This is a genomic window from Micromonospora sp., assembly GCF_048594385.1.
Lineage (GTDB): Bacteria > Actinomycetota > Actinomycetes > Mycobacteriales > Micromonosporaceae > Micromonospora > Micromonospora wenchangensis.
Window position 1 is genome coordinate 1 of the sequence record NZ_JBMDWU010000616.1, and the last position, 11944, is coordinate 11944.

The 11944-nt window shown below is 71.6% G+C and carries 10 protein-coding genes; 6 read left to right on the plus strand and 4 right to left on the minus strand.

Annotation, left to right across the window (positions count from 1 at the left end; translation table 11 throughout):
* Together ACOJTC_RS32270 and ACOJTC_RS32275 are read right to left on the minus strand one after the other, a co-directional pair.
* Positions 1-1403, minus strand: a 1403-nt coding sequence (locus ACOJTC_RS32270; RefSeq protein WP_420119722.1) for an acetyl-CoA carboxylase biotin carboxylase subunit, incomplete at its 3' end; no start/stop codon positions are given.
* A 204-nt stretch (positions 1404-1607) separates the two neighbouring features.
* The gene (locus ACOJTC_RS32275) at positions 1608-2297 is read right to left on the minus strand and encodes a YoaK family protein (protein WP_204928177.1); all 690 of its coding nucleotides are present in this window, start codon (positions 2295-2297) and stop codon (positions 1608-1610) included.
* Positions 2298-2413: 116 nt separating this feature from the next.
* Here ACOJTC_RS32275 and ACOJTC_RS32280 point away from each other — a divergent pair, with 116 nt between their 5' ends.
* From ACOJTC_RS32280 to ACOJTC_RS32300, 5 genes are all read left to right on the plus strand, one after another.
* Positions 2414-2692 carry a hypothetical protein gene (locus ACOJTC_RS32280; protein WP_420119723.1) on the plus strand — a complete coding sequence of 93 codons (279 nt, stop codon included), beginning with the start codon at positions 2414-2416 and terminating at the stop codon, positions 2690-2692.
* Positions 2689-3702, plus strand: a complete 1014-nt coding sequence (locus ACOJTC_RS32285; protein ID WP_420119724.1) for a cupin-like domain-containing protein — start codon at positions 2689-2691, stop codon at positions 3700-3702. The genes ACOJTC_RS32280 and ACOJTC_RS32285 overlap by 4 nt, the downstream gene beginning before the upstream one ends.
* Positions 3703-3879: 177 nt before the next feature.
* Positions 3880-4983 (plus strand): NYN domain-containing protein, encoded by a 1104-nt coding sequence (locus ACOJTC_RS32290; protein ID WP_420119725.1) that lies wholly within the window; start codon positions 3880-3882, stop codon positions 4981-4983.
* 75 nt (positions 4984-5058) lie between these two features.
* Complete coding sequence (locus ACOJTC_RS32295; RefSeq protein ID WP_088642133.1) at positions 5059-5277, plus strand: hypothetical protein; 219 nt, start codon at positions 5059-5061, stop codon at positions 5275-5277.
* A gap of 279 nt (positions 5278-5556) precedes the next feature.
* Entirely contained in the window at positions 5557-6822 is a 1266-nt protein-coding gene (locus ACOJTC_RS32300; RefSeq protein WP_204928174.1) for a family 16 glycosylhydrolase, read from the plus strand.
* Positions 6823-6953: 131 nt separating this feature from the next.
* Here the strand turns inward: ACOJTC_RS32300 and ACOJTC_RS32305 are convergent, their stop codons facing one another.
* Both ACOJTC_RS32305 and ACOJTC_RS32310 read right to left on the minus strand, forming a co-directional pair.
* The gene (locus tag ACOJTC_RS32305; RefSeq protein ID WP_204957222.1) at positions 6954-7136 is read right to left on the minus strand and encodes a DUF397 domain-containing protein; all 183 of its coding nucleotides are present in this window, start codon (positions 7134-7136) and stop codon (positions 6954-6956) included.
* Positions 7127-7930 carry a helix-turn-helix domain-containing protein gene (locus ACOJTC_RS32310; protein ID WP_420119727.1) on the minus strand — a complete coding sequence of 268 codons (804 nt, stop codon included), beginning with the start codon at positions 7928-7930 and terminating at the stop codon, positions 7127-7129. Before ACOJTC_RS32310 ends, ACOJTC_RS32305 begins: the two co-directional genes overlap by 10 nt.
* Before the next feature lie 776 nt (positions 7931-8706).
* Between ACOJTC_RS32310 and ACOJTC_RS32315 the strand changes: the two genes are divergently transcribed.
* The coding region (locus tag ACOJTC_RS32315) for a type I polyketide synthase (protein ID WP_420119726.1) at positions 8707-11944 on the plus strand (3238 nt) is incomplete at its 3' end.

Sequence of the window (11944 nt, forward strand, 5' to 3'; positions counted from 1 at the left end):
ATCACCGTGGTGTTCGCCATCGCCCGGCGCAACCTACCGAGCGCCTCGTCGCGGTCGCGACCGAAGGCGATGATCTTCGCGATCATCGAGTCGAAGTCGGCGGGGATGGTGTCGCCTTCGCTGACGCCGGTGTCCACCCGGATGCCCGGGCCGCTGGGCAGCGCCAGCCGCACGATCCGCCCCGGGGACGGCGCGAAGTCGCGGTCCGGGTCCTCCGCGTTGAGCCGCGCCTCGACCGCGTGCCCCTTCTCGGCCGGGATGACGTCGCCCTCGCTGACGCCGGTGTCCACCCGGCTGCCCGGCCCGCTCGGCAGCGCCAGCCGCACGATCCGGCCCGGGGACGGCGCGAAGTCGCGGTCCGGGTCCTCGGCGTTGAGCCGGGCCTCGATGGCGTGCCCGCGCTCCACCGGCGGCACCCCGTCGAGCCGGCCGCCCGCCGCGACGTGCAACTGCGCCTTGACCAGGTCGAACCCGGTGGTCAGCTCGGTGATCGGGTGCTCCACCTGGAGGCGGGTGTTGACCTCCAGGAAAGCGAACAGCCGGTCACCCGGGTGGTAGAGGAACTCGACGGTCGCGGCACCCCGGTAGCCGACCGCGACGGCCAGCCGCTCGGCCGAGGACTTGAGTTCGGCCGTCTGCTCCGGGCCGAGGACCGGCGAGGCCGACTCCTCGATGACCTTCTGGTTGCGCCGCTGCACCGAGCAGTCCCGTACGCCGAGCGCCCAGGCGGTGCCCTGACCGTCCGCGATCACCTGCACCTCGACGTGCCGGGCGCCGGTGACCAGGCGCTCCAGGAACACGATCCCGCTGCCGAAGGCGCGGGCCGCCTCCTGGCTGGTGCGCTGGTAGGCGTCGGCCAGCTCGGCGTCGCTGGTGACCACGCGGATGCCCCGCCCGCCACCACCTGCGGTCGCCTTGAGCATCAGCGGGTAGCCGATCTCGGCGGCGGCGGCGATCGCGGCCTCCAGGGTCTCCACCGCGCCCCGGCTCCACGGCGCGACCGGCACGCCGACCTCCTCGGCGATCAGCTTCGCGCCGATCTTGTCACCGAGCTTGCGCATCGCGTCCGGGCTCGGCCCGACGAAGGTGATGCCGATCTTCTCGCACAGCTCCGCGAAGGCCGGGTCCTCGGCGACGAAGCCCCACCCGACCCACACCGCGTCGGCCCCGGTCTCGACCAGGGCCTGTTCGAGCTTCTTCAGGTCGAGGTACGGCCGGGCGGACGCCGGCCCCAGGTCGTAGGCGATGTCGGCCTCGCGGACGAAGGTCGCGGTGCGGTCGACATCGGTATAGAGGGCCACCGTCTCGATGGGAGTGTCGGTCTGCGCGGCCAGCTCTCGGACCGCGTGAATGAGGCGCATCGCGGCCTCACCCCGGTTGACGATGGCGACACGGCTGAACACCCGACCGACTCCTCCGGTAGATCCACGAGTACGCGCCGCAAGGCATCGACCCCCGACAGCGATCACCCTTCCGCGTGCCGGCCGGTAGCGCCATGTCGTAAACACCGAACCCTGAGCGGTGACCGTTGTAGGAACCCCACAAAAGTTTTTGGTCTTCCCCGCCCGCGCCGGAGGGTCTGCGGCACCCGCCGCAGGTCGCCGGGGTCAGCCGTGCGTCGACGCCGCCGCGGCGACCTCCCGGCGGCGGACCACCGCGACCAGCGCCGTGCCGAGAGTCAACAGCGCGCCGGCCACGACCAGCGCCACCGCCCCGTTCACCCGCAACGTCAGCACGGCGGAGACGAACGCGCCCAGGCCCATCGTGGTGATCGCCCCGAACCGGCGGAGCCAGGCCGTGCCCGGACCGCCGGCGGCCCGGCTGTCGGCGGAGAGGTTCACCATGGTCATGGTCACCACCACCGTGGAGAGGTCCCGGATGCCGATGTGCTTGACCGCCGCGGCCTGCGCGCCGAGCACCAGGGCGAGCAGACCGGTGACGACCAGCATCACCCCGTGCGCCGGTGGGCCGGTGACGAGCCAGAACCCGGCCAGCGCGAGCGAGAGCACACTGCCGCCGACCAGGATGGCCAGCCCGGCGGCGGGCAACGCCGCCGGGCCCGGCGCGCCCCGGGTCAGCCGCGCGGCGAGCACCGCGCCGAGCATGAACGTCAGCAACGCCACCAGGTTGTTGAGCACCGGCAGGCCGGACACCCCGGCCAGCCCGAACCCGATGAAGAGCACGTTGCCCGTCATGTTGCCGGTGAAGACCCGGTCCAGGGCGAGATAGCTGACGCCGTCGACCGCGCCGGTCGCCGCGGTCAGCACCAGCAGCGGCACCTCGTAGCTCTTCGTCATGGCCCTTCCGATGATCGTTTCCGGCGGGCAGTCTACCCATGACCTGCGGGAACGTCCCGGGCGGCCGGGACACCGACCCCTGGTGGCCGGGACGCCGGGGCCCGTTGACTGGCCCCATGACCGAGCTGCCGGACCACTTCCCCGCCCACGTCAAGGGCTCCTACGTCAACTGCGACCAGTACGCCCGCGAGGCGCGGCTCACCCCGCCCCCGGACCACATCCCGGCCCACGTGAAGAACTCCTACGTCAACTGCCAGGAGTACACCCGGGAGCTGCGGCTCACCCCGCCGCCGGCCGCCGAGCACTTCCCCGAGCACGTGAAGAACTCGTACCCGACCTGCCAGGAGGCGGTCCGCCCGCCCCGGCTCACCCTCGTGCCGACGGCCGGGGCATGACCACCGTCGTCCCGCCCCGGCTCGACCCCGCCTGGCGGGAGTGGCTGGTCGAGAACCTGGCCATGGGCGCGTCGGTGGCGCAGGCGCGGGCGGTTGCCGTCGCCGGGTCCGCCGACCCGCAGGCCGTCGACGCCGAGCTGCGGGAACTGACCGACCACCCGTACTTCGCGGTGTGCCGGCGGCTCGCGCTGCGCTACGACTGGCTGGAGTCGGTGCTCGACACGTACCGGACGCTGCGCGACAGCGACGGCGGGCGGACGCTGGAACGGCGCGCGGACCTCGACCCCGGGGAGTTCTTCTCCCGCTACTACTTCGGCAACCGGCCGGTCGTGCTGGACGGCCTGATGGCCGACTGGCCCGCCCTCGGCTGGACGCTTCCCGGCCTCGCGGCGGCCTGCGGTGACGCCGTGGTCGAGGTGATGACCGGCCGGGAGGCCAACCCCGACCACGCCTGGCAGTACGACCGGCACCGCACCAGCATGCCGTTCCGCGAGTACCTGGCGCTGCTGGCCTCGGGCCGGCACACCAACGACTACTACATGGTGCCGCGCAACGAGAACTGGTCAGGCGCGCTGCGTCCGCTCGTCGCGGACATCCGTGCCCCGAAGGGGATCGTGGACCCGTCCGGGCTCGGTCACCTGCTGCTCGGACCGGCCGGCACGGTGACCCCGCTGCACGTGGACAACAGCTCGGTGCTGCTCGGTCAGGTGCTCGGCCGCAAGCACGTCCGGCTGGTCCCGTCGTACGAGCGGCACCTGGTCTATCCGCGCGGCGGCACGTTCAGCGCGGTCGACGCGGCGAACCCGGACCTCACCCGGCACCCGCGCTACGCCGAGGCGACGGTGCTCGACGTCGTGCTGGAGCCGGGTCAGCTGCTGTTCGTGCCGGTGGGTTGGTGGCACTGGGTGCAGGCGTTGGAGGTCAGCGCCACGGTCAGCTTCCACCACTTCACCATCCCGGGCCAGAACCACAAGATGGCCACCCCACCCGCCGCCACCCCACCCCGCTGACCCACCCCTCCCGCCCGGCCCCACGCCCGCCCCACCGGCCCTGGCCCCCGGTGATCAAGAGAAATGCGTCAGGAAGTTGCCCGGCGGCTGACCTTTTCCTCTTGATCACCGGGCTTCGGCGGAGTGTGTGCGACGTGGCGGGGCGGTGGGGCAGGGGTGCGGGATTAGGGTGTTGCGGTGGATCACGAGGATCGAATCGCGCTCTTTCTCGACTACGAGAACCTTGCCCTGGGTGCCCGGGAACACCATGGTGGGCGGGCGTTCGACTTCCGTCCGATCGCCGACGCCCTCGCCGAGCGGGGACGGGTGGTGGTCCGCCGGGCGTACGCGGACTGGTCGTACTTCGACGAGGACCGCCGGATGCTCACCCGCTCGCACGTCGAGCTGATCGAGATCCCGCAGCGGATGGGGGCGTCCCGCAAGAACGCCGCCGACATCAAGATGGCCGTCGACGCGGTGGAGTTGGCCTTCGAGCGCGGCTACATCTCCACCTTCGTCATCTGCACCGGGGACAGCGACTTCACCCCGCTGGTGCACAAGCTGCGTGAACTCAACAAACGGGTGATCGGGGTCGGGGTGGAGAAGTCGACCTCGGCGCTGCTCCCGCCCGCCTGCGACGAGTTCCTCTACTACGACCGGCTGGAGGGCGTCGACCTGCCGCCCGTACGGGGCCGGCGGGGTCGCGCGTCCCGCCCGGCCGAACCGCAGCAGCCGGAGCCGACGGCGGTGGAGCCGGCACCGGAGCAGCCGGAGCAGCCGGAATCCACGCCCGCCGCCGAGGAGCCGGTACGCGACGCCGAGGCGCTCGCGGTGCTGGTCGCCCAGACCGTCGCCGGCCTCCAGGGCAGCTCGGAGGGGGAGGTGACCGCCTCCCGGCTCAAGCGCACCCTGCTGCGCAAGGACCCCACGTTCAGCGAGTCCGACTACGGGTTCCGCACCTTCGGTGAGCTGCTGCGCCACCTCGCCGGGCACAACGTCGTCGAGTTGGCCGAGGGGCCGGCCAAGGGCGACCCGGAGGTGTCCCTGCCCGAGCACGGCGACCAGGAGGTGGCCTTCGCGCTGCTGCGTACGGTGGTGGCGGAGCTGGCCGCGGCCGGTGGCCCGGTGGCGCTCTCCGGACTCAAGAACCAGCTCCGCCGGGCCCGCCCCGAATTCAGCGAGAAGAAGCTCGGATACCGCAGTTTCCTGCAGTTCGGTAAGGCCGCCGCCACTGCTGGTGAGGTCACGTTGGCCTGGAGCGCGGACGCCGACGACTACCTGCTCACGCCCCGGCAGGGGTGACCGGGCGGGGTCGGCGGCGGGCCTCGACGAATTCGTGACTCACGTTCCACGGCCGAGTTGCTATACGGTCGGTGAATGATGGTCGAGGAGCACTGGTGGAACGGTGACCCGAGCCCACGCGGGCGGCGGGACGTCTACATCCGTACCGACGGGGAAGCCTGGGAGGTCCAGGCGCAGATCGGCGGGGCGTCGGGTCGCTCCCGCGTGCAGCAGTGCCCGAGCCGGGCGGCAGCGGTCATCCTGGCCGACGCCTGGCGCGGCAGCAATCCTTCCTGGCGCGGGCTGCACCGCTGATCGGTCCGGGCGCAGGCGGGCGGTCCGCACCGCGTCCCGCCCGCCCCGCCTCCGGCCGGTCCCGGTCGGGCGCCCCGCAGGAGACCTCCGAGCTGGCTGGCGCGCAATGGCCCTGATCACACAGCGTAACTTTCCTCTCACTGCCCGGTCGGCGGGACCCTGAGCAGGGCGAGCTAACTGGCAACCTTCTTGACAGAAGGACCTGGTATCGACATCCTTCGAGGAGAGCGCTCTCCCCGGCGTGCTCCCCGCCCTCGATGTCGCCCCAAGGAGCCTCCCGTGCCAGGAGCCCGAGCCGTCCCCCGGCCCCGATCCCTCGCCCGCGCGGCGGTCGCCCTCGTCACCCTCGCCGCCGCCCTCGTCCTGCCCGCCCAGGCCGAGCCCGCCTCGGCCGCCATCGGCGGCATCACCTGGCAGGACGAGTTCAACGCCGCCGCCGGCACCCCCGTCGACCAGAACCGGTGGCGCTTCGACATCGGCGGTGGTGGCTGGGGCAACAACGAACGGCAGTACTACACCAACAGCACCAGCAACGCCGTCCACGACGGACAGGGCAACCTGGTCATCACCGCCCGCCGGGAGAACCCGGCCAACTACCAGTGCCACTACGGCCGGTGCGAGTACACCTCGGCGCGGCTGCTCACCGCCGCCACCTTCACCCAGGCGTACGGTCGGTTCGAGGCCCGGATCAAGATCCCCCGGGGTCAGGGCATCTGGCCGGCGTTCTGGATGCTCGGCAACGACATGGGCAGCGCCGGCTGGCCCGCCGCCGGTGAGATCGACATCATGGAGAACATCGGCCGGGAACCGAACACCGTCTACGGCACCGTGCACGGCCCCGGCTACTCAGGCGGGGGTGGCATCACCGGCAGCCGCACCATCGGCCAGCCCCTCGCCGACACCTTCCACACCTACCGGGTGGACTGGGAGCCGAACCTGATCGTCTGGTACCTCGACGGCGTCGAGTACCACCGCGTCGACCCGTCCCGGCTCGGCGGCAACCGCTGGGTCTACGACCACCCCTTCTTCATGATCCTCAACGTGGCGGTGGGCGGGAACTGGCCCGGCTACCCCGACGGCTCCACCCAGTTCCCCCAGCAGATGCTCGTGGACTACGTCCGGGTCTCCAGCTACGTTCCCGGCGGCGGCAACCCGCAGCCCGGCACCACCCGGCTGCGCGGCTCGCAGAGCGGCAGGTGCATCGACATCCCGAGCGCCAACCCGGTCGACGGCGCGAAACTCCAGATCTGGGACTGCAACACCACCGCCGCGCAGGCCTGGACCTTCGCCGCCGACGGCACCGTCCGCGCGATGGGCAAGTGCATGGACCCGGCCTGGGCCGGCACCGCCAACGGCACCGAGGTCAACCTGGTCACCTGCAACGGCAACCCGGCCCAACGGTTCACCCTCAACGGCGCCGGGGACCTGGTCAACCTCAGCGCCAACAGGTGCGTCGACGTGCGCGACCAGAACCCCAACAACGGCGGCAAGCTGCACCTGTGGGACTGCCTCGGCGTCGCCAGCCAGAAGTGGTCCCGCTTCTGACTGGCGGCTACCGCGGACGGCCCACTGCGGCGGGTACCTGCCGCGTGAAGTCGTCTACCGCGATAGCGGGCACGGCCTGAGATGACGGATGGCCCCCAGCGCACGCTGGGGGCCATCCGCCGCGTCCCGGGTCAGTGCCGTGCGGCGTGTTCCACGAAAGACTTCCAGTTCTGCGGGTCGAAGGTCAGGACCGGCCCTGCGAGGTCCTTGCTGTCGCGGACGGCAACCAGACCGGGCATGTTGGCGGCTACCTCGACGCAGTCGGTGTTTCCGCTGCGGCTTGCCTTGCGCCACTGGGCGTTGCTCAGGTCCATGACGTCACTGCCTCCTTCAGGAGTTCCATCGACTGGTGGCGGGGCAGGGCGTCGTTGCGGACCGACTCCCACCTCGCCAAGAGGCTAGCCAGGTCACCCTCGCTGTCGATCGTCGTACCGGCGAGTTGGCTCTCCAGGGTGCCCACCCAGCTGCCGTCCAGGCCCCTGGCCAGTGCGAACGGCCCGGACATGCCCACATGGAAGCCGGTCAGGCGCGGAATGACGTGCACGCTGATCCGGGGGCGTTCGGTCATGGCCACCAGGTGGTCGATCTGGCGGGTCATCAGGCCCCGGTAGCCCTCGTCGGTGCGGTGCAGTATGGCCTCGTCGATGACAGCGATGAGCTGGGGTGGGTCCGGCTGGTGGAGAACTGCCTGGCGGTCCATCCGGGCTGCCACCTTCCTCTCCACCTCGTCGTCGGTGAGCAGGTCATCGCAGCGGATCACCGCGCGGGCGTAGTTCTCCGTCTGGAGCAACGCGGGAACGAGGCCAGGGTGGAAGCAACGAAGCTGCCGGGCGGTGCGTTCGGCTTCGAGCCACGGCCGGAACCAGCTGGGCTGGCCCTCCTTCTCCATTATCCGAAGCAGGGAGACCAAGAGGCCGCCGGAGTGGAGCACCTCGTCAGCCCGGGAGAGGAACTGCCTGTCGAATGGGCGGGTGCCCATTTCCACGCTGGACACCATCGACGCCGAATAGTGCACCTGCTTGCCGAACTCCTCCTGGTTGAGTCCGGCGGCGAGGCGCATCCGGCGCAGCTGGGCCCGGATCAGACCGGCGGTCGGTTCCTCCACGATCCCTCCACAATCCTCACGCGAGAATCACTCGGTATCGCCGCACGAGCGAACGGCTTCGAGGCTGCGACACGACCGGGCGCTTCGCCTTCCGACAGTAGTGGCCTGCTCAACAGACTGTCATTCATGGCGGGCTCGCTGGTGGCCGGAAGGCGGTAGCGGGTCCTGCCGGGGCCGCTCCGCATCCTGGGTGGAGCGGCCCTCTCCAGTCGAGAAGGAGGTCGATGTCGTGGTGGTACGGCCCCCTGTCCCGCACGTTGCCATGCGCCCGGCGTGGCGGTGCCGTAGTTGCGGCAGCGCTTGGCCCTGCCAGCCGGCCAAGCTATCCCTGCTGCTGGAGTACCGGGACAACCGCACGGGCCTGCTCGTGTACCTCGGCGCCCTGATGATCGAGGCAACGAACCAGCTCACTCGACTCCATCCGGATCATCCGCCGACCCGGATGACCGAGCGCTTCCTGTCCTGGGCAAGAGCACGAGGTTGAGCCCTCGCCCCCCGTGCCCGGCGTGCTGGCGGGCAGTCGGAACGGTTTCGGGACACCCCAGCCGCCGCCGGGGTGACCCGGAGAGTGGCTGCCACGGTCGAGGTAGCGGCGTCGAGGGCTAGGGGGCGCTCTGGGGGCGGTAGGGGGTTAGTGCTGCGCCGGGCGGCCGTAGGGTCATCGCGAACAACCAAGAATGCCTGAAGAAGCTCTCTGTTTCGACAATTGCCGCCGCGCCGACCCGTGTGCCGATATTGGCCCGGGTCTGCCCGGCTGGGGCTAGTGGCGGGAGACGTAGATGGAGAACGAGGAGAAGCTTCTCGGGTACCTGAAGCGGGCCACCACCGATCTGCGTGAGGCCCGTCGGCAGTTGCGTCAGGCCGAGCGCCGCGAGTACGACCCGATCGCGATCGTGGGTATGAGCTGCCGCTTCCCGGGCGGTGTGGACGGTCCGGCCGCGCTGTGGCAACTGCTGGCCGACGGGACCGACGCGGTCGGCGACTTTCCCGACGACCGGGGCTGGAACGTCGAGGACATCTACGACCCCGACGATTCCAAGCCCGGTAAGACGTACGCGAGGAGCGGCGGTTTCCTTTCCGACGCCGCGCTATTCGACCCCGAATTCTTCGGCATTTCCCCGCGTGAGGCGATCGCCATGGACCCACAGCAGCGGCTGCTGCTGGAGGCGTCCTGGGAGGCGTTCGAATCGGCCGGCATCGACCCGACCTCGGTACGCGGCAGCCGCACCGGGGTGTTCGCCGGGCTGATGTACCACGACTACTCCAGCCGGCTGCCGCAGGTGCCCGCCGAGCTGGAGGGCTTCATCGGCAACGGCAACACCGGCAGCATCCTCTCCGGCCGGGTCGCCTACGTGCTGGGCCTGGAGGGCCCGGCCCTCACCGTCGACACCGCCTGCTCGTCGTCGCTGGTCGCGCTGCACCTGGCCATCCAGTCGCTGCGCCGCGAGGAGTGCACCCTGGCGCTGGCCGGTGGGGTGACCGTGATGGCCACCCCGGAGACGTTCGTCGACTTCAGCCGCCAGCGGGGGCTGGCCGCCGACGGCCGGTGCAAGCCGTTCGCCGCCGCCGCCGACGGCACCGGCTGGGCCGAGGGTGTCGGGATGCTGCTGGTCGAGCGGCTCTCCGACGCCCAGCGGCACGGGCACCGGGTGCTGGCCGTCGTCCGGGGCACCGCGGTCAACCAGGACGGCGCGAGCAGCGGCCTCACCGCCCCCAACGGCCCCTCGCAGCGGCGGGTCATCGCCGACGCCCTCGCCAACGCCCGGCTCACCGCCGACCAGGTCGACGCCGTCGAGGCGCACGGCACCGGCACCCGGCTCGGCGACCCGATCGAGGCGCAGGCACTGCTCGCCACGTACGGGCGGGACCGGGAACAGCCGCTCTGGCTCGGCTCGGTGAAGTCGAACCTGGGGCACACCCAGGCCGCCGCCGGTGTCGCCGGGGTGATCAAGATGGTGTTGGCGATGCGGCACGGTGTGCTGCCCCGCACCCTGCACGTCGACCGGCCCACCCCGCACGTCGACTGGACGGCGGGCGACGTCCGGCTGCTCACCGACGCCGTCGACTGGCCGGCCACCGGGCGGCCCCGGCGGGCTGCCGTGTCGTCGTTCGGGCTCAGCGGCACCAACGCCCACGTGGTGCTGGAACAGGCCCCGACGGCCGAGGCCGCCGACCCGGACGACACCGCCGCACCGACGCCGGCCGCCGAGCCGCCGGTGCTGCTCTGGCCGCTGTCCGGCCGGTCGGCGGCGGCCCTGGCCGGGCAGGCCGCCCGGCTGCGCGGTTTCCTCACCGACGAGCGTCCGGTGGACGTCGGGTTCTCGCTGGGCGCGGGTCGGGCCGGGTTGGAGTTCCGGGGGGTGGCGGTGGGCCGTGGGGCCGCCGAGCTGTCCGCCGGTCTCGACGCCCTGTCCGCCGGCACCGGTGTGTCGGGTCGGGTGACCGGTGGTCGTACGGCGGTGTTGTTCACGGGTCAGGGTGCGCAGCGGGTCGGGATGGGTCGTGAGCTGGCCGAAGCGTTCCCGGTGTTCGCGCAGGCCCTCGATGAGGTGTGTGCGGCGTTCGGGCCGTTGTTGGGTGGTGATCTGCGGGAGGTGATGTTCACCGACCCGGATGGTGTCCTGGATCAGACGGGGTGGACGCAGCCGGCTCTGTTCGCGGTCGAGGTGGCCCTGTTCCGGCTGGCGAAGTCGTGGGGTTTGAAGCCTGACTTCGTCGCCGGGCACTCGATCGGTGAGCTTGCTGCCGCGCACGTGGCCGGTGTGTGGTCGTTGGAGGACGCCTGTCGGGTCGTCGCCGCCCGGGGTGGTCTGATGCAGGCCCTCCCGGCGGGTGGGGCGATGCTGGCGATCGCCGCGCCGCTGGATGAGCTGGACCTGGGTGACATCGACGTGGCGGCGGTGAACGGTCCCCGTGCGGTGGTGGTATCGGGGACCGAGGAGCAGATCGCCGCGCTGGAAGCCTCCTTGGAGGTGAAGACGCGTCGGTTGCGGGTGTCGCATGCTTTCCATTCGCACCTGATGGATCCGATGCTCACCGTGTACGGGCAGGTCGTGGAGAGCGCGACTGCGAACCCGGCGGGCATTGCGCTGGTGTCGACCGCGACCGGTGATCTCGCCACCGATGCCGAGTTGGGTAGCGTCGGTTACTGGCAGGGGCAGGTGCGCGGCACGGTGCGGTTCGCCGACGCGGTGGCCGCTCTGGCGGCCCGTGGGGTGACCCGGTTCGTGGAGATCGGGCCGGACAGTGTGCTCACCGCGATGGTCGCGGACTGCGTCGACGACGCCACCGCCATCGCGCTCCAGCGCCGCAGGCGCGGGCAGGACGAGAACACGCCCGACGACGGCCAGGTGCAGGCGTACGCGGTCGGCATGGCCCAGGCGTGGGCCAGCGGGACCGCCCTGGACTGGGCGGCGGTGAACCCGGGCGGCCGGCAGGTCGACCTGCCCACCTACGCCTTCCAGCACCAGCGGTACTGGCTCGACGTGCCGCCCGGCAGCGGTGACACCACCGGCCTCGGCCAGCTCCCCGCCGACCACCCGATGCTCGGCGCGGTCGTCGACCTGCCCGACACCGGTGGCATGGTGCTCACCGGCCGGCTCTCCCGCAGCACCCAGCCGTGGCTCGCCGACCACGCCGTGTTCGACACCGTCCTCGTCCCCGGCACCGGGCTGGTCGAACTCGCCCTGCGCGCCGGTGACCAGGTCGGCTCCCCGGTCCTCGACGAGCTGACCATCAACGCGCCGCTGGTGCTGCCCGCCGACGGTGGCCTGGCCCTGCGGGTCACCGTCGACGCCGCCGACGACAGCGGCGCGCGTACCCTCGGGATCTGGACCCGGGCCGACGACGCGGCCGACGACACCGACTGGACCCGGCACGCCGAAGGGGTCCTGGTCCGGCAGGCCGGAGCCGACCCGGCCGCCGCCGACCTCACCGAGTGGCCGCCCCCCGGCGCCGAACCCGTCGACCTCGACGGCCTCTACGACCGGCTACGCGACCACGGCTACGGCTACGGAC